We start from the raw sequence: 21,164 nt of genomic DNA on the forward strand, positions 1-21,164 counted from the left end.
GAAATACTGCATTTGCGGACTCAACGGAAAAAACCCCTGTACCGCCTGTCCAAAGGTCTGGAACTCAAGACATGTCAGCTGACCTGGCGAGATGAGCATGGCAAGAAGTACACGGTGTTCGAGTTGCGGACAGGGAATGTGCAGGACCAGCTGCCTCCTAGCATGCACCCCAGCGGCCAGCCGTACACCTAGTCTGACGGGATCCGCCCAGCTATCACGATCTACCCGAGCTGCCCAGGGAACTGGTCATGCTCATGCAAAATTGGGATCGTCTGAAAGCCACAATGGACGCGGCCAACCCGAATACGCCTCAGCCTCAGGCCAGAGCCCTGCCCCAATCCAGAGCCTCCAAGCGCCTGCGTGCAGTCGCCCCCACTGATCGCGTCCGGCAGGTGTTTAACGCCGCAACCTCGCTGTCGGACGTGCTGGGGCGCAACGGGTATAAGGCCCAGGGTATCGACCGCTGGACCGCGCCGACCAGCACCACGGGTACGCCCGGCGTGACCCTGATTCCGGGTGGTGAAAACGACCCGGCGCGGGCGTATTCGTACCACGCTGCCGACACGCTGAATACGGGGGACCCACACGACGCTTTCAGTGTGTGCGCGATACTGGAGCATGCTGGTGACGAGGGCGCCGCGCGCGCCACGTTCGCAGCCACACTTCAGGAGCTCGAAGCGAAAAACGCACCGGACGAAATCTGGGTCAACGACTACGGCCTGCGTGGTGGGCAACTGTTGCGGCTCCATGAAACCAGAATTGGGACCGTCGAGTCCCCTCTGACGACGTTCGCGGCGTTAATCACCTCGGAAATTCGCCGGAGTGACGGTGTCGAGGACGCTGAACTGACCTTTCAGATCACGGGGAGCGTGCCGGGCGGCCATAAGCTGACCACCGTCAATGTGCCAGCCAGTGACTTTTCCAGCATGGGTTGGGTGATTAAACACTGGGGAAGCAGGGCCATCATTTTCGCGGGAGCGCGCAGCATGGATTACACCCGTGACGCCATCATGCAACTGAGTAATCATCTGGGCGTCGTTAACTGCACGGTCTACCTGCACACCGGCTGGACGCAGCACCCTGAGTACGGACCGCTTTATCTGTCCGCCGGCGTGGTGATTGGCCCTCAGGGTGTGATCGACAACATCAAAGTGGAGCTGGAGGGTCGTCTCGCCGACTACGCGTTACCCCAGATACCCCGGAAGGAGATGCTGCGGGGGAATGTTCGCGCCTCTGTGAACCTGCTGAGCCTCGTCCCCGACGAGATTGGGTTTTCCATTCTTGGGGCTGCATTTCGCTCAGTCCTCGGACGTAGAGATTTCACGGTTTTCCCCGTTGGGCGTACCGGCACAAACAAAACAACGTTCCTGGCGCTGGTCCTGAGCCACTTTGGATCTGTCTGGCAACACGATCACATGCCTGAAAACTGGGAAAGCACCGTCAACGCCTTGGAGCGATTCGCGTTTCTGGCGAAGGACGTACTTCTGGTCATCGACGATTACAAGCCAAGCGACGCGCATGACCAAGTGAAGAGCAAGCTTTCCCGGATGGTGCGGGAACAGGCGGACGGCGCAGGTCGGTCACGCGTTAATCGGAGTGGGCGAGGCTTGCACTCCAGCAACTTTCCCCGTGGCACGCTAATGACGTCCGCCGAAACTTGGCCCAGCGGACACAGTGATCAGGCTCGGACGCTGCTCGTCAACATCAGCGCGCCGCTCCTTGGGTACAGACTTCCTGACGGAAGCCGTGAAAAATCTGCTGCTTTCTACGCTGCGGCTGACCTTGGACGGGACGGCGTGTATGCGGGAACGATGGCAGGACTTATTCAGTACATTGCTCAGCACTACAGTGAGGTGGAGACCAGCAGCCCTGAACACAAGATGGCCGTTCGTAGTCTTGCAAGGCTGTTCACAGGTGGCCACGACCGCACGCCCCTTATCTGTGCCGAACTGGCGCGGGGTTGGCAGGTTTTCCTCACCTTCGCGCAGACCACGGGAGAAATCAGCGAGCTTGAGGCTGACACCCTTTGGCAGCGCGCTGTGGTCGCCCTGGGCGTTGTGGCCCGCTCTCAGGCCAGCTATCACAATGAGGTCGATCCGGCACGCCGCTTTATGCACCTGTTGCACGATTTGCTCAGTTCCGGCAGGGCGTATCTGGCAGACGCTGTGTCTGGGGGTGCGCCCAGAGAACACGCTGAGGAAGTGGGGTGGCGCTATTACGGTGACGAGGGCCCCCTGAGTAGAGATGGCAAAGCGGAGCGCCTGGGATGGATCGGCCAGTTGCCCAACGGGGAGATGTGCTTGCTTCTCAATCCGGACATCACAACATCAGCAATTGCCAGACTGGCTGAAGCGACTGGCGTCTCCTTTCCCCTGACGCGGGAACCGCTGGGGGCAGCTTTGAAAGACAGCGGCATCCTGGGACCAGTTGAGAAAGGCAAGACCACCCATAAACGTGCCGTGCACGGCGCAGCCAGACGCGCGAACGTCTGGCATATCAAGTGGCAACTCTTCGTTGCTGATCTGGAGACCGTAGGTACAGAAACAGATTTTTCTTCGACTGAAACGGCCTTACTATCTGTTCCCCTCAATACCCATCTGCAGGGACACGCCGGGACACAACGCGAAGAAGATCTGCCACCAACCCTGTTTTAGACCTGCTCTTGCAGAGAAAGGGAGACAGTTAAGGAGGCTTGCACACGGTTCATTGCCGTGTGCAAGCCATGAAAGCCAGGTTTCCCCAACTGGCTTCGGGGTAAGCCCCGATCTGAGTGCAAAAAGCATGTACTCAGCCAAGCGAGGAGAGAGACGATGACAAAGAAAGTAAAACGCCCGGCCAGAAATGACGCCGCAGCCGTCCTGGACAGCACCCAGAGACAGCGCCGGACCAAGGGGCGCGGCAACGGCAGCGGAACGGTCTGGCTCGACGAGAGCATCGGCAGATACAGGTGGCAGATCACGCTCCAGACGCTGGTCGGCGGGCGGTGCAAGACTCTCAACGGCCGGGCCAGGACGAAGACGGGTGCTGAAAAGGCCATGCGAGCCGCCCTCGTCGCTCACGATGAGGGTGACCTGCAAGCACCGGACACCATTACCGTGGAGCGGCAGGCCGAGATCTGGCTTCGCCGTCGTCAGGCGGTGGAGCCCCGGACCCTGGCCCTTTACCGCCAGGAGCTTGACTACGCACTGGTTGTGATCGGCCAGCAACGGATTCAGAAAGTCTCAACTGCCACCCTCAAAGACCTCGTGGCCGCCCTGAATCGCAAGGAGATGGCTGCTGGGTTGGGCAAGGGTAAGCCCATGTCGCCGCGCACGCACAGCAAGGTCGTGATCCGGCTGCGCGCCGTGTTCGCCGAGGCGGTGCTTGACGGAACCATCAAAGTGTCGCCTATGAATGGCGTCAAACGCGAGCGCGCACCCCAACCTGCCATCGCCGCGAAGGGCCGGGTCCTGGAGTAGGCACAACTGGCGAAATTCCATGCTCTGGGGACGCTGTTGTGGCAGGCTGGAATTTCCCGCCTGTGGCCGGCTCTGTTCGCGGCGGTCAGTGTGGGTCTGCGGCGTGGCGAGGCTCTGGGATTCACCTGGAACGACGTGGACTTTAAAGAAGGCATATTGAATATCCAGCAGCAGGTGACCGGGCACAAGGGGGGAGCCAGGGTCGGTCCTTTGAAAACAGGCAATGCTCTGAGAGAAATTCACATGCCGCCCAGTCTGGTGACTCTTCTGCAAGCACACCAGATACAGCAGCAGGCAGAGCGCAGCGTCCTGGGCCTGCCCTGGATAGTGGACGGCCCGGTGTTTGCGACGGCCGAGGGCAAGATCACGCACCCCGACAATATCAACCGCGCCCTGGGCCGGCTGAACGACTGGAGCCAGAAAGGTGCGAGCGCCGTTCCCGGACACTGGTGGATCTCCTACCCCGAACTGAGGGCGGCGCTTTAGGCGTTGCACGCAGATGGGACCGCGCTGCCCAGGATCGCGCCCCATGATCTGAGGCACACCTACGCCACGCTGGCGCTGCGCCGTGGGGTCCCGCTCGCGGTGGTCAGCAAACGTCTGGGACACGCCAAGGTGTCGATCACCAACGACATCTACCGCCACGTACTGCCCAGCGAGGACCGGGCGCACGTCATCGACCTGTTTGCGACGCCGCCAGATCCTCTGGACTGATCCACTACAGTCGGAGACCCCAGGAGGCCTGTTCAGCCCTGGGGTCTCTTTCTACGCTTGCCGTCCTGGACGGCCTTTTTGTGGTGCACCCCAATGGACTCGAACCATTGACCGACCGCTTAGAAGGCGGTTGCTCTATCCAACTGAGCTAGGGGTGCGTACGGCGCTACAGGTCTGTGAAAGGGCAAAAGCTCCCGCAGGGGGAGCCTTGTATTGGGTGTGGAGCGAGATCACGGATTCGAACCGAGGCCAGAAGCTTGGAAGGCTGCTGTGCTACCACTACACCAATCTCGCCCATTGCGCGTGGCCCGCTGGGAAACGGGAAACATGTGGTCGAGGCGACTGGATTCGAACCAGCGACCCCTTGGTCCCAAACCAAGTGCGCTACCGAGCTGCGCTACGCCTCGACACTTCCACGCGCAGGCGGCACTATAGCAAATGTCAGGCCCACAATGTCCAGAGGTAAGCCAGCAGGCGTATGCTGCCCCCAGCATGAGTGTGGCCCCGCGTCTGAAAACCTATCTGGATCTGGTGAAATTTGAACACACTGTGTTTGCCCTGCCCTTCGCGTATGCGGGGATGTTGCTGGCGAGCATGACGCAAAATGGCACCGGCTGGCCCGGTCTGGGCGTGGTGATCTGGGTCACGGTGGCGATGGCGGCGGCTCGCACGGCGGCGATGGGCGCAAACCGCGTGATCGACCGCGCCATCGACGCCCGCAATCCGCGCACGGCGGGGCGTGAGGTCCCGGCGGGCAAGGTCAGCCCGGCCCAGGCGTGGGCGCTGGTGGGCGTCAGTCTGGCGGTCATGGCCTTCGCGGCGGCGCAGCTCAATCCGCTGTGCCTGGCGCTGCTGCCGCTGGCGGTGGTATTCCTGATCGGCTACCCTTACACCAAGAGATACACCTGGCTGTGCCACGCGTGGCTGGGCGTCACTGACGGCGCGGCGGCGGCAGGAGGATATGTCGCCGTGACTGGCCACTTTGCGCCCACTGCCTGGGTGCTGTGGGCCGTGGTCATTTTCTGGATGATCGGCCTAGATGTGATCTACGGCACGCTGGACCGGGATTTTGACGTGAACAACGGGATCAAGAGCATTCCCGCCCGTTTCGGTATTCCACGCGCCCTGAAGATTGCCGCCGCCAGCCACGCGCTGACCTTCGCGCTGCTGCTGCTGGTGGGCGTGGTGGCCGGGGCCAGTGGCTGGTATTACCTGGCCGCCGTGGCGATGGGCGCGATCTTGCTGTACGAACACCGCATTATCAACCCCAACGATCTGGGTCGGGTCAACGTGGCCTTTTTCGACGCCAACATGTGGCTGGCCCTGACCATGCTGGCCGGGGTAATCGTGGACGTGACGTGGCGCACGCTGACCTGAAATCCGATCTGGGCTTCATTCCTTTAGAGGCTGCACAGGCGTTTGCAGATGGCGACGAGCGGCTGGCGCTGACGCTGCTGGCCCGCGCCCGTGATCTTCAGGCGGGTGGGAGTCGGGGCTGGGCGCTGCTGGAGCGGCTGCACGGCCTAGTCCTCATCCACATTCTGCGCGAGGTGGAGGGAACCTTCGCGCTGGAGCGGGCCGACGCGCTGCTGGACCGGCTGACTGAGAACGAACTGGACGGGAACGCTCCGTACCCCACGCTGGGTCTGCTGGAGGAGCGGCTGGACCCTGGAGAAACGGTCTGTCCGCTAGAATCCCCGGCATGACCGACGCCGCGTTTCCCCTCCGACTGCGCTGGAGGAACCGTTGACGCTGGAAAGCTCCGAGCGGGACTTCGCGGCGCGTTACGCATCCCACGCCGCCCACGGCCTGATCTACCCGCAGCCCGAGGGCAGTCCGCTGCTGGAGTTCGTGGCCGGAGGCCGGGTGCTGTATCTGTTTGACCGCAGCGGCCCCTACTCGGCCCAGCCCGGTAAGGCGCGGGTGGTGGTCCACGGCGTGCTGGAGGCGGACTCGGTAGAACTGCTGGCTGGCACTGAACACCGTGAAGTCCTGAGTGTGCAGGGCGTCTCGGCGCTGGCGGGCTGTGGACAGATCACCCACACTGTGGGCAAGGCATGGGTGGTTCAGGCGCGGCTGCCGCTGGTGCTGGCGGCCTTCGGAGAACTACCCCAGGTCACCCCCGGCCAGTGGATCACCTTTAGAACGCTCGCGCCACTGCATGGGTTTGTGGTCTGATCCATGCAGTGGTGGCCAGCCGTCACAGGCATCAGGGAGTGCTTTTCAGGCTGCGCCGGATCATCCTGGACCGTCTCTAAAGGTTGATGAATTCAGTTGGCTTGGCGGGAGATGTGCTTCTGGCAACTGATCAATCACCAGAGCCGGATGAAAGCCGATTAAGCACCTCTCGCGTATTCTCATGAGAACGCTCCCTAGACTGGCGGTATGGAACGCAAGCCTCTTGTCCTCGTGATCGAGGATGAAAAAGATATCGCCCGCTTTATCGAACTCGAACTGGCCGCAGAAGGCTACGCCACCGAAGTTGCCTTCGACGGCGTGACCGGCCTGTCCAAATTCCGCGAAGTCAACCCCGATCTGGTGATTCTGGACCTGATGCTGCCTGTGCTGGACGGCCTGGAAGTCGCCCGGCGCATTCGCAAGACCAGCAACACCCCGATCATTATCCTGACCGCCAAGGACGGCATTCAGGACAAGGTTGAGGGGCTGGATTCCGGCGCGGACGATTACCTGATCAAGCCCTTTTCCATCGAGGAGCTGCTGGCCCGCGTGCGCGCCCACCTGCGCCGGGTCAATCCTGCCGTGACCGGCGAGGTCCGGGTGGCCGATCTGGTCATGAACCTTGACGGGCGCGAGATCTTTCGGGGCGGGCGGCGTGTGGAATTGTCGGCCAAGGAGTTCGAGCTGCTGGAACTGCTGGCCCGCAACCCCGGCAAGGTCTTCTCCCGCTTCGAGATCGAGGAAAAGGTCTGGCCCGAATACACCGGGGGCAGCAACGTGGTGGACGTCTACATCGGCTACCTGCGCCGCAAATTGGAGGAGGGCGGCGAGCGTCGTCTGATCCATACTGTGCGTGGCGTGGGCTACGTGCTACGCGAGGAATAATCCCGCTTTACCAGAACCTCTCAGCCTCTTATTCTCCTGACCCTCACGCCTGACCGCTACACTGCCGGGCGTGAGGGTTCCTTCGTTGCCACATCCGTCCGTCGGGGCCGCCCGCATGGTCAGGGGGGGAGCTGCGCCCGCCAGTTCGGGAATCCACCGCCGCAAAACCCTGCGCTGGCGGCTGACCCAGTTCTACACGGCGCTGCTGGCTGTGCTGCTGACCACCGTGGCCGCCACCACGCTGCTGATCATGCGGAACAACCTGCTCACTGGCGTCAACCGCGATCTTGTGACCATTTACGGCCAGTTCGTGCAGTTTTTACCGTCTCAGAATCTGTCGCCCTTCAACACCGACAACCGGGACGAGGGGGGTGATCTGCTGGGCGTGCGCTACCAGTTTCCCAATTACGCCTTTCAAGTCGAGCGGCTGACCTTCTATGATCTGCCGGGTCTGGGTGCCCAGCTTGACCAGGCAACCACGTCCGCCCAACGCCAGAGTCTGCTTGATGCCCTCAATTCTCTGCGCGCTCAGACGCGCGATTCCACTGGGATTGACCGCACGAAGCCCATCACGCTGTCTGACGAACAACTGGCCGAGCTGATCAACTCGCCGGACGGCCAGTTGTTGATCGATCAGGACGTGCAGGAGGCGTACCGCGACAAGCCCACGCCCATGCGCGTGCTGGTGCGGCTGGCCCCGCTGTCCCTGCAACCCTCGCCGCTGGGGCTGCCAGGCAGCAACGAGACGCTGACCATCGCGTACGTGGGGCGTAGTCTGGACGACATCCAGCACACGCTGGCGGACCTGCGGAACGTCATTGTGCTGCTCTTTTTAGCGGGCCTGATCACAGCGGGGGTGGGCGCTTACCTGCTGGCGGGGCGGGCGCTGCGACCCCTGGGGCTGGTGCAGCGCGCCGCCGAGGGCATCGGCGGACAGAACCTGACCGAGCGCGTGCCCGAACCCGAAACGGGGGACGAGGTGCAGGCGCTGGCCGGGGCGCTGAACAGCATGCTGGGCCGCCTGGAAGACAGTTTCGAGGCCCAGCGCAGGTTCACCAGTGACGCCAGCCATGAACTGCGAACGCCGGTCACCGCCATCAGCGGCCACGCCAGCTATCTGCTGCGCCGCACCAGTCCCAGCGGACAGCAGCAGGAAAGCCTCAAGATCATCCGCAGCGAGTCCGAGCGGCTGACCAACCTGATCGCCAGCCTGCTGCAACTGGCCCGCAGTGACAGCGGCGCGCTGGTGATGGCCCGCGATCCGATCCTGTCGGGCCTGTTTCTGGCCGAAATTGCCCGTGAGCTGATGCCGCTGGCCCAAGCCCAGAACTCGCGCCTGCCGGTGGCCGGGCAGGACGTGACCTTCGAGGGCGACAGTGACCGCCTCAAGCAGGTGATCATCAATCTGGTCAGCAACGCCCTCAAGGCCGGGGCGCGGACCATCACCCTGAGCAGCCAGCCGGAAGAGGACGGCACCGAGGTGCGCCTGAGCGTGACCGACGACGGCCCCGGTATTCCTGGGGACCAACTGGACCGTCTGTTTGACCGTTTCTACCGTCTGGAAGACAGCCGCAGCCGCGATGTGGGCGGCGCGGGCCTGGGCCTGAGCATCGCGCGCGGCATCGTGGAGGCGCACGGGGGCCGCATCTGGCTGGAGAGCGAGGTGGGCAAGGGGACGGCGGCACACGTACAGTTGCCCGTGGGTGACGTGCCGATTCTGGATGACGAGGACGTGCCGTAGGTGGGCAGATAAGCGGAATGGGGAAGCGAATTGCACTGCTTCCCCATTCCAGTTTTGAAACCCCTACTTCTGCAACTCCCGCAACTTGCGGTACAGTTCCTTTTCCTCATCGCTGGGGGTGGCAGGCACGGTCACGTTCAGACGCACGTACAGATCGCCGCGCGTGCCGTCCTTTTTAGGCCAGCCCTGGCCACGCAATCTCATGCGGCGGCCCCCGCTGCTGCCGGGGGGAATGCTTAGGTTGCCGCGCCCGCCCAGGGTCTGCACGCTGATGTCGCCGCCCAGCGCGGCCAGCGGGGCAGGGACGTCGGTAGTGGTGGTCAGGTGATCGCCGTCCAGATCGAAGCGGGCGTCCTCCAGCACGCGGATGGTCAGCAGCACGTCGCCGCCCCCTGGCCCCTGCCCGGCCAGCCGTAGCCGTGCGCCGTCGCGCGTGCCCGCCGGAACGCGCAGGCTCAGGCGCTTGCCGTCCACGTTGATCACCTCGTCGCTGCCTGTAAACGCCTCTGCCAGCGTGACCTGCAACTCGCCTTCCACGTTCTGCACAAATCTCCGCCCCTGCCCTACCCCGCCCAGACCGCCCAGCAGGTCTTCAATATTGACCTGCTGCCCGCCGGGCATGCCGCCCATCCCCCCGGCACCCGCGCGCCCGCGCGCTGCCTGACCGAACAAGCCCTGGAAGAAGTCGCTGAACTGCCCCGGATCGAATCCGGCGAAGTCGCCGCCCTGAAAATTGCCGCCGCCGGGAAAGCCGCCGCCCTCGCCGTAGCCCGGCGGCACCTGCCCAGTGTGGCCGAACTGGTCATAGACCTTGCGCTTCTCAGGGTCACTCAGGACGGCATACGCCTCGCCGATTTCCTTGAAACGGTCAGCGGATTTCTCGTCTCCTGCATTCTTGTCGGGGTGATACTGCTTGGCCCCCTTGCGGTAGGCCGACTTGATATCCGCATCGGACGCCCCACGGGAGACGCCCAGCACATCGTAATAATCTTTGTAGGCCATAGCGCCTCCGGCGTGTCTAAGGGTCAAGAGTCTGAGGGTCTAAGAGTCAAAGAAGCTGGGCGGGGAGATAGTCTTTTAACTCTCAGACCCTTTGACCTTCAGACCTTAGACACTCACAAGTTCCAGATACAGCCCCTCCACCTTCGCCCGCGCCCAGGGTGTGCGGCGCAGAAATTTCAAGCTGCTCTGAATGCTGGGGTTGGACGAAAAGCAGTTGATCGGGACGCGGTGGGCCAGTTCCTCCCAGCCGTAAGCGTCGTGCAGGCGCTCCAGCATGAGCTGCAACGTGACGCCGTGCAGGGGATCGGAGGAGGTCACGCGCTCAACCCTTGCGGCTCACGACGACGCGGGCCGGGCGTACCAGCCGGTCACCCATGCGGAAGCCTGCCTGAAACACCTGCACGATCCTGTCATCCTCGTCGCCGGGGACGGCCTGAAGCGCCTCGTGCCACTGGGGGTCAAAGTGTTCGCCTTCCTGGCCGGTCAGTTCCAGACCCAGCTTGGAAAAGATGGTCAGCACCTTGCTCTGCACGGCCTTGACGCCAGGAATCAGCTTGGCGGGGTCTTCCGATCCCATCGTGAGGGCACGTTCCAGATCGTCATAGACGGGCATCAGTTGCTCGGCAGCCTTGGAAACGCCCTTGTCTTCGGCGACTTCGAGGTCCTGGCCCGTGCGGGTGCGGTAGCCGTCAAAGTCGGCGGCCAGACGCCCCAGCTTGAATTTCAGATCGGCGTTTTCCTTTTCCAGAACTTCCACGCGCTCCAGCTTGCCCATCATTTCCTGCACCTGGGCCATCATGCCCTCGTCCATGCCGGGAAAGCCCGCGAAGTCGGTGGCCTCGCCGTCTTCATCCAGCAGGTCAGCGTCCACAATGTCGCCATCCATGTCGATGGTCTTGTCGTCCTTGACGGGGGTGAATTTCAGGTTCTCGGCAGTATCCATTTCGGTTTCGGGCGTCGCGCCGTTCTTAGTGTCGTTGTCTGTCATCTTGGGACCTCGTTTTCTGAACATCGGTTTAAGGATAAGGGAGAGGGGCTGCTTTAGCCGCCCTCTCCCTGATTGTTTGTGGGGTTATTGCCTGGGGTGCGCTCAGGGCGCGGGCTTGAAATCCGCGTCGATCACGTCGTCATCCTCGGCCTTGTCCTTGCCCATATTCACGCCGCCGTCCTGACCCTCGGGCTGGCCCTGAGCCGCGTTCTGGTTGGCAGTCATGAACTCGCGCAGTTCCTCTTCCAGCTTCTTCTGGGCGTCGGCAATCTGGGTGTCGTCGTCGTTGCGGACGGCTTCCTCGGCCTGATCGGCGGCAGCCTTCAGCTTGTCCTTGGCATCCTGCGGGGCAGAGGCATTTTCCTCGATCTGTCCCAGCGCCTGAACACGCAGGCTGTCGAGGTTGTTGCGCTTCTCGACCTTCTCGCGGCGGGCCTTGTCGGCCACGGCGTTTTCCTCAGCTTCCTTGACCATCTTCTCCACATCGCTCTTGTCCAGCGTGGTGGTGTTCTCGATGCGGATGCTGGATTCCTTGCCGCTGTTCTTTTCCTTGGCGGTCACATGCAGGATGCCGTTGGCGTCAATGTCGAAGGTCACTTCGATCTGTGCACGTCCAGCGGGCATGGGGGGGATACCTTCCAGCTTGAAGCGGCCCAGGCTCTTGTTGTCGTTCGCCATCGGGCGCTCGCCCTGCAACACGTTGATTTCCACGCCCGGCTGGTTGTTCTCGGCGGTGGTGTAGATCTCGGTCTTCTTGGCGGGAACGGTGGTGTTGCGGGTGATCATCGGCGCGATCATGCCGCCCTTGACTTCCACGCCCAGCGTCAGCGGGGTCACGTCCACCAGCACGATGTCGCCCAGGCTGGAGTCGCCCTGGATGATGCCTGCCTGCACCGCAGCGCCCAGCGCCACCGCTTCGTCAGGGTTGACGGACTCGTTGGGGGTCTTGCCGATCAGTTCCTGCACGATGCGCTTGACGGCGGGGGTGCGGGTGCTGCCGCCCACCAGAATCACCTCGTCGATCTTGCTGGCGTCCAGCTTGGCGTCCTTGAGGGCCTGCTCGACGGGCTGGCGCACGCGGCGCAGCAGGTCGGCGGTCAGTTCCTCGAACTTGGCGCGGGTCAGCGTGCGCTCCAGGTGCATCGGGGTGCGCGTTTCCGGGTCAAAGGTGATGAAGGGCAGGCTGATGGCCGTTTCGGTGGCGTTGGACAGCTCGATCTTGCCCTTCTCGGCGGCCTCGATCAGACGCTGGAGGGCCTGCTTGTCCTTGCGGAGATCGAACTTATGCTCCTTCTCGAACTCCCCGGCCAGCCAGTCCACAATTCGGTGATCGAAGTCCGCGCCGCCTAGGTGGGTGTCCCCGGCGGTGGATTTCACTTCAAACACGCCGTCGCCCAGTTCCAGGATGGTCACGTCAAACGTGCCGCCCCCCAGGTCAAAGACCAGCACGGTCTCGTTGCCCTTGCGCTCCAGGCCGTAGGCCAGTGCGGCGGCGGTGGGTTCGTTGATCACGCGCAGCACGTTCAGGCCCGCGATTTCCCCGGCCTGCTTGGTGGCTTCACGCTGGCTGTTGTCAAAGTAAGCGGGCACCGTGATCACGGCGTCGGTGATCTTCTGGCCCAGCTTGGCGCTGGCGTCGGCCACCAGCTTCCGCAGCACTTCCGCGCTGACCTGCTCGGGGGCGTAGTCCTTGCCGTTCACTTCAATCCGCACCGAGCCGCCCTCGCCTTCCTTGACGTGAAAGGGGCTGCGTCCGGCTTCTTCCTTGACCTCATCCCAGCGGCGGCCAATGAAGCGCTTGACTTCAAACAACGTTGCGGCGGGGTTCAGCGCGGCCTGACGGCGGGCAATCTGGCCCACCAGACGCTCGTCGCCCTTGTAGGCCACGACGGACGGCGTGGTGCGCGCGCCCTCAGAGTTCACGATCACTTCGGGGCGTCCGCCCTCCATGACAGAAATAACGGAATTGGTGGTGCCCAGGTCGATCCCAACAGCTTTAGCCATGTGTTTGACTCCTTGGATGTATTTCTACAAAGTGTAAGATTCTGCCGCCGCAGGGGCAACAGTTCTGAAACTTCCAACAGCATAACGCTACAGTTGATCAGAGTCAATAGACTTGAGTGCTATACGCTCAAGTTTAAGACAGACTGAAGGGCGGCTGCCGGGAAATCGGCGGCAGTGACAGCAGGAAGATGCCAGCCAAGGCGGGGCGCAGTCCTCTTCTGGGTGGAGGCACATATCCAATTCAGGAGTTGAGTCGAACTCGCTGCCATCGTCTGCTTGCAGCCAGAGCAGGGGAAAGACTGGTCCCGCGCCCCGTTACCTTCACTCCACCTGGCGCACGCTACGCTCGCTCCAGACAGGAGATTCACATGCAAATACAGCACAAGTCCATTCGCCGCTGGAACAACCTCAGCGCCCTCCAGAAAACCGCCATTGTCGTCGCCGGAACCGTGCAGGCAGGGCTGTTCGCCGCTGCGTGGCTGGACCTCAGCCGCCGTCAGCCGGATCAGCTCAACGGCACACAGGCGGGCTGGCGCGCGGTGCTGTTCCTCAATTTCATCGGCCCGCTGGCCTATTTCGCCCGTGGCCGCAAACAGAGTGACTGGTCCGAGACCGACATGCCCGATCAGAGTGGCAGGGTTGCCATCGTCACTGGGGCCAACAGTGGACTGGGCTACGAAACGGCCCGCGCGCTGGCCCAGCACGGCGCAACCGTGGTCATGGCCTGCCGCAACGCGCAGAAGGCCGAGGCCGCTGCTACCCGCATTCTGGCGACAGGTCCGCTTGGCAAGGTGATCCCCATGTCCTTGGACCTAGGCGATCTGGATTCGGTGCGGGTGTTTGCCGACGACTTCAAGAGCAGGTTCGAGCGCCTGGATTTGCTGGTCAACAACGCGGGCATCATGGTGCCGCCGCAGGGCGAGACCGCGCAGGGCTTCGAGACGCAGTTCGGTGTCAATCACCTAGGCCACTTTGCCCTGACCGCGCAGCTCATCGACGTGCTGAACGCCACCCCTGACGCGCGGGTGGTCAACCTGAGCAGCATCGCGCACCGCTTCGGGAAGATCGATTTTGATGACTTGAACTGGAAAGAGCGCGACTACAAACCCATGCCCGCTTACGGCCAGAGCAAGCTTGCCAATCTGCTGTTTACCTACGAGTTGCAGCGGCGGTTGCAGGCGGCGGGGAAATCCACGGTGGCGGTGGCGGCCCATCCCGGCTACGCGGCCACGGGTTTGCAGGGTGAGGGCGGCAACGACGGTCTGATGGGCAAATTGGCTCAGACGCAGGAAATGGGCGCGCTGCCCAGCATGTACGCGGCGACTGCGCTGGGGGTGGAGGGCGGCGAGTTCTTCGGGCCGTCCGGGCTGGCCGAGATCGCGGGCCATCCGCAGCTCGTACAGTCCAACGCCCGCTCGCACGACACCGAGACCGCCCGGCAGTTGTGGAAGGCTTCCGAGGAACTGACCGGGGTGACGTTCCGGGTCTGAAGGTGCGGCGTGCGGCAGGAGGAATCCAGGGCTAAATTTCGGAACTGTGGGTGCCGTCCCTCAGCCCTGGCCCACCAGCCGCCGCACCAGCTTGTCGTACCCCTCTGGGTAGACCGGGAACATCTGCCGCGACTGGGTGTTCCATAGGGCGTTGAAGCTGTGGTAGCTCAGGTAGGCCAGCGGTCCCACCATGCTGTCGCTGACCCACACCAGCCCGGCCTGCTCGTCGTAGCCGCGCACCACGCGGAAGTGCGGGACCTCGCCGGGGCGTTCGTACCATTGCAGCACGATCACCGGAATGCCCAGCGCCAGTAGCCGCTTGATCTGTGACAGATGGCCGCCGCGCACCGTCAGCGTGCGGAGTTTGAATTTCTGGAGTTCCGGGGCGATGGCGCTGATCTGCATGTATCCGCCGTCCGGGCGCGCGGTGCGCTGGATGATATTTTGGCCGATCTGCACCTTGTAAAAACCCAGCACCGAGGACAGCGCGCTGGGGCCGCAGTTGTTGTACGTCTGCAAACTGAAGCCCAGGCCCGGCAGGTAGGTGCGGATCGGCAGCGCGTCTCCCAGCGGGGAATCCAGACCGGGCAGTGCCCAGCCGATGAAACTGGTCACGGTGGCCGGGGGAGGGGTCTGCCATTTCGAGGGACCCCTAACCTTGGCTTGATCGGGGCGCGGCGTGGCGGGTGGCAGCGGCGGCAGCTTGGGAACGACTGCTTTCTGGACTACCGCATTCTGAGACGGCTTCACGGGCGCACTTGAGGCCGGACGTAATTTCAGCACCTGCCCTGGCCGCAGCGCCGTCCCGCTCAGCCCGTTGAGTTTCAGCAATGCCGGAACCGAGGTGCCCGCCTTCTGGGCCACACCGAACAGCGTGTCACCGCTTTTCACCGTGTAGGTCTGTGTCGAGGCGGCCCCAGCCGGGGTGACCGCCAGCCCAAGCAGAACCGCGCCCAGCAGCCAGCGCCGCAGCAGGGGAGAGGGCCTGGACGCTGGCCTGTGCAGTTGCTCGATCATTCCCCGCCACCATAAACCGTGGCGGGTTAAGGGCATGTGAAGAACTCTGCCGGATGGGGCATTGGACCATCAAATTTCCCGCATCTGACGGTCAGACCTGTTCTATAGTTTATCTCCCACATGAATGGCCGCAATGCCAAAACTCAGCAGGCGGAAGCGCGTGCGGAAGCCCGTGGCACGCATCAGATCGGCCAAGCGTTCGGGCGGCGGAAAGGCCAGCACGCTCTCGGGCAGGTAGGTGTACGCACCCGCGTTGCCGCTGATCAGGCCGCCGATGCGCGGCAGGACATGCTGAAAGTAAAAACGGAAGAGGCTGCCGAACAGCCCGGCGCGGGGCGGTGGAAACTCCAGAATCACGGCCCGCCCGCCCGGAGCCAGCACCCGCCAGAATTCCGAGAGGCCGCGCGCATAGTCGGCGAAATTGCGGAAGCCGAAGGCGCAGGTCACGCTGTCGAAACTGCCGTCCGGGTAGGGTAGGTTCAGGGCGTCGCCTTCCTCTAAACGAATGTCGAGGTGCCGTGAGGCCGCCTTGGTCCGCCCGATTTCCAGCATCTGCGGCACGAAATCGCTGCCGATCACTTCCGACTGGGGCGCGCGGTGCTTGAGTTCCAGCGCAAAGTCCGCCGTTCCCGTCGCCACGTCCAACACCCGTGCAGGGGCAAACGCCAGCGCCTCACGCGCGGCCTCACGCCGCCAGCCCCGGTCCACGCCCAGACTGAGAACGCGGTTGAGCAGGTCATAGCGTGGAGCGATGTCGGCAAACATGGCCTGCACGTCGCCGCCCTTGTCCTGTTTGTCACCCACGGAGGGTTTTTTCGGCGCAGCGGTCATGTCAAGGATGATAGCCGGGCGGGAAGGGGAGAAAGGGGAAGGGTCAATTCAGTTTCAGCAGTCCTGCTGGCGTGGAAGCGAAACCGCAACCCTCGTAAAAGCCGGTCAGATGGGGTGTGTAGTCCACATGCAGCCATTCCAGCCCGCCGTGTTCGCGCGCCGCTGCCGCTGCCCGCCGCACCAGCTCCGTGCCAATCCCGCGCCTCGCCCACTCCGGGTGAACGGTGGTGTCCAGCAAAAAGGCGTGGACGCCGCCGTCCCACGCCATATTGACGAAGCCCACTAAAGTCTCGCCGTCGAAAGCGGTGATCCAGGTCAAACTGCGTTCGAGGACGGGTTGCCACCGCTGACCATCATCCTGGCCGCCCCAGGCTGCCTGCCGAAGCTGACCCAGCGCGGTAAAGTCAGGCGTTTGGCGCACGCGGTAGTCGGTCAGATCCCGACCACCTTCAGCTTGCGGCCCACCTTCTCGTAGGCCGACAGCGCCTGATCCAGATCGGCGCGCGTATGCTCGGCGGTCACGATGTTGCGGATGCGGGCGCTGCCGCGCGGCACGGTGGGAAAGCCCAGACCCACGGCAAAAACACCTTCCTCGAACAGCAGGCGGCTGGCCTCGAACGCTGCTTCCGGTTCACCAAAGAGAACGGGCGTGATGGGCGTGACGCTGCCCATGGTGTCGAAGCCCAGTCCGGCCAGCTCGGCCTTGAAGTAGTGCGTGTTGTCCCACAGCCGCCGCATCAGCGTGGGGTCGCGCTGCACCTCTTCTATGGCGGCCACCAGACCGCCCACCACCGCAGGGGGCTGCGCGGTGGAGAACAGGTAGGGGCGGGCGCGGTTGATCAGCAGTTCGCGCAGGTCCGCGTGCCCGGCGGCGTACCCGCCCACGCCGCCCCAGGCTTTGGACAGGGTGCCCACCTGAATCACGTCGTCGGCGTTCTCAAAACCGAAGTGATGCACCGTGCCGCGCCCGTCCTTGCCCATCACGCCGCTGCCGTGGGCGTCGTCTACATAGGTCACCGCGCCGTACTTGCGGGCCACCGCGATCAACTTATCCAGCGGGGCCAGATCGCCGTCCATGCTGAAGACGCCGTCGGTGACCACCAGTTTCAGGCCGTCCGTCTCATTTTCCTGCAACAGCCGCTCCAGATCGTCCGCATCGGCGTGCTGGTAGACCTTCTTGGTGGCCTTGGTCAGCCGCAGCCCGTCGATGATGCTGGCATGGTTCAGTGCGTCGCTGATCACCAGATCGCCCTCTTTAAGAAGGGTGCCCAGCACTCCCTGATTGGTGGTAAAGCCGCTGTGCAGCACCAGCGCGCTGCCGGTGTGCTTAAAAGCAGCCAGTTGCTGCTCCAGTTCCTCGTGAATCCGCAGCGTTCCAGCAATGGTCCGCACTGCCCCGGCCCCCACACCCCACTCGCGCAGGTAGGCGGCGGCCTTTTCCTTGAGACGGGGGTGATCGGCAAAGCCCAGGTAGTTGTTGCTCGCCAGATTCACCACCTCGCGGCCATCTACGCGCGTGCGGGCGCGGTTGGCCCTGTCCAGCACACGTGGCTTGATCAGGAGTCCGCTGTCGCGCAGACCCGAGAGTTCGGCGCTTAGCCGCTCGGAAAGTGAAATGGTCATACCCCGGAGTCTAGAGGGCTGCCCACATCCCTGTCCGTATGCAGGGCACGGAGGGCCAGCGTCAGTCTCCTTGAGATTCCTCGCCCTGACCGGCCAGAGTCGGCATGAGGAATACAAAATTTCATACATCCAGGAGGGGTGAAGCCCTGATCCCCCACACTTTTAAAGCAACGGCGTGAAAAACTCATCTTTATTTTATGCTTCGTAAATCTCTGTCATAAACTGGTCAGCCGTCAGGCTGCACAGTGACGCATGACCCTGTTGATGCTCGCGCTGTTGCCCGCCGCTGTTGCGCTGTGCCTGCTGGTGGCGCTGGCCGTCTCGGTCCTCATCAGGAGTATCAGGGGTGAACGCTGGACTGTGCCGTTCGAGGGCACCGTGGTTCCCAGAGTCAGCCCCAACCTTCAGGTCAATGCCTGGATGGGCGACGCTGCTGTGGACGGTATGACTCGTAAGTCTGTGGCCTGAAGCCCAGACCGCGCTTCAGCGCACTCCGACTGTCCCAGCCAATCTTGCCCATCAGGGTCCAGAGATCGGCTGGGACAGTCCATTTGTTTGAACGACTTGCTTGAAGGTTGCATCTTTCCTGGCTGCCAGGCTGGTTCTGGCTTCAGCTTCTGGTGGTCTGGTTGGCAGATGGCCATTCCTGGACGCCCAGATGAGAAGGCTTCACCCATCATGCAGTCTGACCCGGCACTCATGCTGCCCCATGAAATCAGCGAATCCAGTGCCCGGAAACACAGTGCCACCACGTCTGTTTGTGAATATTTTGCACTTGCCTGTCGGCTTTTGAAATGGTGCGTTTCAGGGGCCGCCCTGAGTGCATGAGTGACATGAGAGTGGATTTAAGAGACTGGTTTGCAGATTCCTCTAATAAGATTTGGTTAAGGTAACTGTGCAAGCACGGCGGCAGCCCTCCAGTAAGCCGATTCAACTTCTATTTTCTGGTAGCTCGCCGCCCACGCCCGGCCCGACTTTGGTCTCCAGAGACAGCTTGTTCAGGACCAACAGCACCTTTCCTGAACCTGAATCGATCAAGTCACCCGCCCCCCAACGTCTTCACAGAGGAAAACCACCATGTCTCACTCCCCCCGCTCAACCCTGTCTCTGACCGCCCTCGCCCTGACCCTGACCCTGGCTGCCTGTTCGCAGCAGACCGCCGCGCCCCAGGCCGACGAGCAAAGCGGCAGCCAGTTCGTCTATGACGGCACGGATCACTCCTGGGTTTCTCCTGACAACGGTCTGGTGGGCATGGAAGCCGAGGTGGCCAGGATGAAGGCGCTGACGATCAACACCGGCAACAACATGCTGAGCGGCGAGGCGTGGACGGCGGCCACCAGCGGGTACGGACCGATCGAGCGCAACATGAGCAATGGTGAATCCGGGGCCAGAGACGGGCGCATGCTGGCCGTGAACGGCAAGAAGTATGACAGTGGGTTTGGGGTGCATGCCAATTCCTCGATGACCTTCAATCTGGGTGGTAAATGCAAGCGCTTTATCAGCGACGTGGGTATTGATGACGAGGTGGGCAACCAGGGCAGCGTGGTGTTCCAGGTGTACGCAGACGGCGTCAAACTGTTCGACAGTGGGAAGATGACCGGCGCGGACGGTACAAAGACCGTCAACGTCGACATCGCGGGCCGTAAGGAACTCAAGCTGATGGTCACCGACGCGGGCGACAACAACTACTACGATCACGCCGACTGGGGCGGAGCCATTCTGGTGGATTGCAACGCAGCCGGGGCCGTTGTTCCTGCGCCCGTCCCGACGCCGACTCCCCCCGCACCTGCGCCCGCACCTGCAACTTGGACCAGGATCGCCGGCGAGGGTGAGTCTTTCTCTGTCAGCGGAACGCAAAGGGTCAGATACGGCGCTGGCACCGCGTGGATCGTAAAAGACGTCACCTCCAGTGGCCAATGCACCAACGGGTTCTTCGGCAACGATCCGGCCTATGGCACGACGAAATCTTGCGAGATCAATGCACCTGCATCTGCACCCACTCCAGTCCCTGCACCCACTCCGCCTGCGCCCACACCTCCGTCCGGCAACGTGAATTACAGCGGTCCGTTTGTGATTACCAAGGGCGGCACCTACCGGGGCAACTGGGAAAGCATGAATCCCAATGTGCCTGCGGTCCTCATCCAGACTTCAGACCCCGTGGTGATCGAAGGCTCCAACCTGCGCGGACGCGGCGAGTTGATTCGCGGCTGGAAGGTCAACCTGACGGTCCGCAACTCCAACGGCTACGGCATGAACCCTAATGTCTACGGCGGACATGCTGGGCGCTTCATCGCTGCCGAGGAAGTCTATAACCTCCGTGTGGAGAACAATTACCTGGAAGGCACCTCGGGGATCTACGTTAATCAGTTCTACGGCAAGGGCGATGGGCAGACCATCAAGATCCTGCGTAACAAGGCCAAGAATATCGATGGCCGCAAGAGTGACGGCAACGGTGGGTACAACGGCGATCGGTATTATGTCCAGTTCGCGCAGATCGCCAAGGTGCAAAATGTGCCGGGCATGGAGATCGCCTGGAACCAGGTCATCAACGAGCCGGGCCTCAGCTCTCTGGAAGAGAACATCAACCTGTATTCCACCAGCGGCACTGCCGGAAGCCGGATGCAGATCCACGACAACTACATCCAGGGGGCGTTCGCCATCAAGGCGGCCACGGACGGTGCTTATTCCGGCGGCGGCATCATGCTGGGTGACGGTCCGGTGGGCAATTTGGGCGAGGCGGGCGGTTACGTCGATGTCTACAACAACCAGATCGTCAGCACCTCCAACCAGGGGATTGGCATCGCGGGCGGGCATGATCACAACGTGTTTAACAACCGTATCCTGTCGAGTGGACGCCTGCCTACCGGCGAGATCAACAAGGCCCAGAACGTCGGGATCTACGTCTGGGACGTCATGAACGGCAAGGGCAGCAACACCTGGTTTAACAACACGGTTCACGACAACGTGATCGGCTGGACCCGCGTCAATGCCAACAACAGCACCTGGCTCAACAACACCTGGTTCGCCGACTGCTCCAACACCTGTTACAACAACGCCTCCTGGTCCGGCGCAGTGACGATGGACACCGAGAAGCAGGAGTTCCAGATGTGGCAGAACAAGTTCCGCGCCGCTGGCATGAGCATGGGACCCAACTGAGCCGTTATCTCAGCCAACTCTCTGCCTGATTGGAGAGGCCAATAGAGGAGACCTGCCATGCCCGGCAGGTCTCCTTT

At 62.5% G+C, this 21,164-nt stretch carries 20 protein-coding genes and 3 tRNA genes; 12 read left to right on the forward strand and 11 right to left on the reverse strand.

Annotated features, from left to right (window positions below; genetic code table 11):
- Nucleotides 1-248: 248 nt before the first annotated feature.
- From DAAJ005_RS02180 to DAAJ005_RS02195, 4 genes are all read left to right on the forward strand, one after another.
- Nucleotides 249-2,654, forward strand: coding sequence for a DUF927 domain-containing protein (locus DAAJ005_RS02180; RefSeq protein WP_151845705.1), 2,406 nt, complete (start codon nucleotides 249-251; stop codon nucleotides 2,652-2,654).
- A 156-nt stretch (nucleotides 2,655-2,810) separates the two neighbouring features.
- Nucleotides 2,811-3,458 (forward strand): hypothetical protein, encoded by a 648-nt coding sequence (locus DAAJ005_RS02185; RefSeq protein WP_151845706.1) that lies wholly within the window; start codon nucleotides 2,811-2,813, stop codon nucleotides 3,456-3,458.
- 36 nt (nucleotides 3,459-3,494) lie between these two features.
- Complete coding sequence (locus DAAJ005_RS02190; protein ID WP_192930828.1) at nucleotides 3,495-3,944, forward strand: hypothetical protein; 450 nt, start codon at nucleotides 3,495-3,497, stop codon at nucleotides 3,942-3,944.
- A gap of 3 nt (nucleotides 3,945-3,947) precedes the next feature.
- Nucleotides 3,948-4,172, forward strand: a complete 225-nt coding sequence (locus DAAJ005_RS02195; RefSeq protein WP_151845708.1) for a tyrosine-type recombinase/integrase — start codon at nucleotides 3,948-3,950, stop codon at nucleotides 4,170-4,172.
- Between the two features lie 81 nt (nucleotides 4,173-4,253).
- Here DAAJ005_RS02195 and DAAJ005_RS02200 read toward each other — a convergent pair.
- The 3 genes from DAAJ005_RS02200 to DAAJ005_RS02210 all read right to left on the reverse strand — a co-directional run bounded on the left by DAAJ005_RS02200 (nucleotide 4,254) and on the right by DAAJ005_RS02210 (nucleotide 4,579).
- Nucleotides 4,254-4,330, reverse strand: a tRNA-Arg gene (locus tag DAAJ005_RS02200).
- 62 nt (nucleotides 4,331-4,392) lie between these two features.
- Nucleotides 4,393-4,466, reverse strand: a tRNA-Gly gene (locus tag DAAJ005_RS02205).
- A gap of 36 nt (nucleotides 4,467-4,502) precedes the next feature.
- A tRNA-Pro gene (locus DAAJ005_RS02210) sits at nucleotides 4,503-4,579 on the reverse strand.
- An 85-nt stretch (nucleotides 4,580-4,664) separates the two neighbouring features.
- Here DAAJ005_RS02210 and mqnP point away from each other — a divergent pair.
- From mqnP to DAAJ005_RS02235, 5 genes are all read left to right on the forward strand, one after another.
- Entirely contained in the window at nucleotides 4,665-5,549 is an 885-nt protein-coding gene (gene mqnP, locus DAAJ005_RS02215) for a menaquinone biosynthesis prenyltransferase MqnP (RefSeq protein ID WP_192930829.1), read from the forward strand.
- Entirely contained in the window at nucleotides 5,531-5,878 is a 348-nt protein-coding gene (locus DAAJ005_RS02220) for a hypothetical protein (RefSeq protein WP_151845710.1), read from the forward strand. The genes mqnP and DAAJ005_RS02220 overlap by 19 nt, the downstream gene beginning before the upstream one ends.
- 40 nt (nucleotides 5,879-5,918) lie before the next feature.
- A complete protein-coding gene (locus DAAJ005_RS02225) occupies nucleotides 5,919-6,350 on the forward strand; it encodes a hypothetical protein (protein WP_192930830.1) in 432 nt (143 codons plus the stop codon).
- Between the two features lie 207 nt (nucleotides 6,351-6,557).
- Nucleotides 6,558-7,235 (forward strand): response regulator transcription factor, encoded by a 678-nt coding sequence (locus DAAJ005_RS02230; protein ID WP_010887388.1) that lies wholly within the window; start codon nucleotides 6,558-6,560, stop codon nucleotides 7,233-7,235.
- 70 nt (nucleotides 7,236-7,305) lie between these two features.
- The gene (locus DAAJ005_RS02235; RefSeq protein ID WP_370519750.1) at nucleotides 7,306-8,976 is read left to right on the forward strand and encodes a sensor histidine kinase; all 1,671 of its coding nucleotides are present in this window, start codon (nucleotides 7,306-7,308) and stop codon (nucleotides 8,974-8,976) included.
- A gap of 63 nt (nucleotides 8,977-9,039) precedes the next feature.
- Here DAAJ005_RS02235 and DAAJ005_RS02240 read toward each other — a convergent pair whose 3' ends face one another.
- From DAAJ005_RS02240 to dnaK, 4 genes are all read right to left on the reverse strand, one after another.
- Nucleotides 9,040-9,978, reverse strand: coding sequence for a DnaJ C-terminal domain-containing protein (locus tag DAAJ005_RS02240; protein ID WP_151845712.1), 939 nt, complete (start codon nucleotides 9,976-9,978; stop codon nucleotides 9,040-9,042).
- Nucleotides 9,979-10,083: 105 nt separating this feature from the next.
- On the reverse strand, nucleotides 10,084-10,254 hold the full coding sequence (locus tag DAAJ005_RS02245) for a VF530 family protein (RefSeq protein ID WP_051655237.1): 171 nt from the start codon (nucleotides 10,252-10,254) through the stop codon (nucleotides 10,084-10,086).
- 46 nt (nucleotides 10,255-10,300) lie between these two features.
- Complete coding sequence (locus tag DAAJ005_RS02250) at nucleotides 10,301-10,966, reverse strand: nucleotide exchange factor GrpE (protein WP_151845713.1); 666 nt, start codon at nucleotides 10,964-10,966, stop codon at nucleotides 10,301-10,303.
- A gap of 102 nt (nucleotides 10,967-11,068) precedes the next feature.
- The gene (dnaK, locus tag DAAJ005_RS02255) at nucleotides 11,069-12,970 is read right to left on the reverse strand and encodes a molecular chaperone DnaK (RefSeq protein WP_151845714.1); all 1,902 of its coding nucleotides are present in this window, start codon (nucleotides 12,968-12,970) and stop codon (nucleotides 11,069-11,071) included.
- 368 nt (nucleotides 12,971-13,338) lie between these two features.
- Between dnaK and DAAJ005_RS02260 the strand changes: the two genes are divergently transcribed.
- A complete protein-coding gene (locus DAAJ005_RS02260) occupies nucleotides 13,339-14,460 on the forward strand; it encodes an oxidoreductase (protein WP_151845715.1) in 1,122 nt (373 codons plus the stop codon).
- 60 nt (nucleotides 14,461-14,520) lie between these two features.
- On the opposite strand, the gene DAAJ005_RS02265 is transcribed toward DAAJ005_RS02260, so the two are convergent.
- The 4 genes from DAAJ005_RS02265 to DAAJ005_RS02280 all read right to left on the reverse strand — a co-directional run bounded on the left by DAAJ005_RS02265 (nucleotide 14,521) and on the right by DAAJ005_RS02280 (nucleotide 17,931).
- Nucleotides 14,521-15,513, reverse strand: coding sequence for a LysM peptidoglycan-binding domain-containing protein (locus DAAJ005_RS02265; protein WP_226342526.1), 993 nt, complete (start codon nucleotides 15,511-15,513; stop codon nucleotides 14,521-14,523).
- A 66-nt stretch (nucleotides 15,514-15,579) separates the two neighbouring features.
- Nucleotides 15,580-16,308, reverse strand: coding sequence for a bifunctional demethylmenaquinone methyltransferase/2-methoxy-6-polyprenyl-1,4-benzoquinol methylase UbiE (gene ubiE / locus DAAJ005_RS02270; protein ID WP_151845716.1), 729 nt, complete (start codon nucleotides 16,306-16,308; stop codon nucleotides 15,580-15,582).
- 43 nt (nucleotides 16,309-16,351) lie between these two features.
- Nucleotides 16,352-16,729, reverse strand: a complete 378-nt coding sequence (locus DAAJ005_RS02275; RefSeq protein WP_151845717.1) for a GNAT family N-acetyltransferase — start codon at nucleotides 16,727-16,729, stop codon at nucleotides 16,352-16,354.
- An 11-nt stretch (nucleotides 16,730-16,740) separates the two neighbouring features.
- Nucleotides 16,741-17,931: a glycine C-acetyltransferase gene (locus DAAJ005_RS02280; RefSeq protein WP_151845718.1), complete on the reverse strand. Its 1,191-nt coding sequence runs from the start codon at nucleotides 17,929-17,931 to the stop codon at nucleotides 16,741-16,743.
- A gap of 252 nt (nucleotides 17,932-18,183) precedes the next feature.
- On the opposite strand from DAAJ005_RS02280, the gene DAAJ005_RS02285 reads away from it, so the two are divergent.
- Nucleotides 18,184-18,399 (forward strand): hypothetical protein, encoded by a 216-nt coding sequence (locus tag DAAJ005_RS02285; RefSeq protein ID WP_151845719.1) that lies wholly within the window; start codon nucleotides 18,184-18,186, stop codon nucleotides 18,397-18,399.
- Nucleotides 18,400-19,008: 609 nt separating this feature from the next.
- Nucleotides 19,009-21,087, forward strand: coding sequence for an NPCBM/NEW2 domain-containing protein (locus DAAJ005_RS02290; RefSeq protein WP_151845720.1), 2,079 nt, complete (start codon nucleotides 19,009-19,011; stop codon nucleotides 21,085-21,087).
- Nucleotides 21,088-21,164 lie beyond the last annotated feature (77 nt).

The sequence above is a fragment of the Deinococcus sp. AJ005 genome (assembly GCF_009017495.1).
GTDB lineage: Bacteria > Deinococcota > Deinococci > Deinococcales > Deinococcaceae > Deinococcus.

Bases quoted from the DNA above. Each gene is read 5' to 3' on its own strand.
- DAAJ005_RS02180 (WP_151845705.1), top strand. From the start codon at position 249: ATGCTCATGCAAAATTGGGATCGTCTGAAAGCCACAATGGACGCGGCC.
- DAAJ005_RS02185 (WP_151845706.1), top strand. From the start codon at position 2,811: ATGACAAAGAAAGTAAAACGCCCGGCCAGAAATGACGCCGCAGCCGTC.
- mqnP (WP_192930829.1), top strand. From the start codon at position 4,665: ATGAGTGTGGCCCCGCGTCTGAAAACCTATCTGGATCTGGTGAAATTT.
- DAAJ005_RS02230 (WP_010887388.1), top strand. From the start codon at position 6,558: ATGGAACGCAAGCCTCTTGTCCTCGTGATCGAGGATGAAAAAGATATC.
- DAAJ005_RS02240 (WP_151845712.1), bottom strand. From the start codon at position 9,978: ATGGCCTACAAAGATTATTACGATGTGCTGGGCGTCTCCCGTGGGGCG.
- DAAJ005_RS02245 (WP_051655237.1), bottom strand. From the start codon at position 10,254: ATGCTGGAGCGCCTGCACGACGCTTACGGCTGGGAGGAACTGGCCCAC.
- DAAJ005_RS02250 (WP_151845713.1), bottom strand. From the start codon at position 10,966: ATGACAGACAACGACACTAAGAACGGCGCGACGCCCGAAACCGAAATG.
- dnaK (WP_151845714.1), bottom strand. From the start codon at position 12,970: ATGGCTAAAGCTGTTGGGATCGACCTGGGCACCACCAATTCCGTTATT.
- DAAJ005_RS02260 (WP_151845715.1), top strand. From the start codon at position 13,339: ATGCAAATACAGCACAAGTCCATTCGCCGCTGGAACAACCTCAGCGCC.
- DAAJ005_RS02265 (WP_226342526.1), bottom strand. From the start codon at position 15,513: ATGCCCTTAACCCGCCACGGTTTATGGTGGCGGGGAATGATCGAGCAA.
- ubiE (WP_151845716.1), bottom strand. From the start codon at position 16,308: ATGACCGCTGCGCCGAAAAAACCCTCCGTGGGTGACAAACAGGACAAG.
- DAAJ005_RS02280 (WP_151845718.1), bottom strand. From the start codon at position 17,931: ATGACCATTTCACTTTCCGAGCGGCTAAGCGCCGAACTCTCGGGTCTG.
- DAAJ005_RS02285 (WP_151845719.1), top strand. From the start codon at position 18,184: ATGACCCTGTTGATGCTCGCGCTGTTGCCCGCCGCTGTTGCGCTGTGC.
- DAAJ005_RS02290 (WP_151845720.1), top strand. From the start codon at position 19,009: ATGTCTCACTCCCCCCGCTCAACCCTGTCTCTGACCGCCCTCGCCCTG.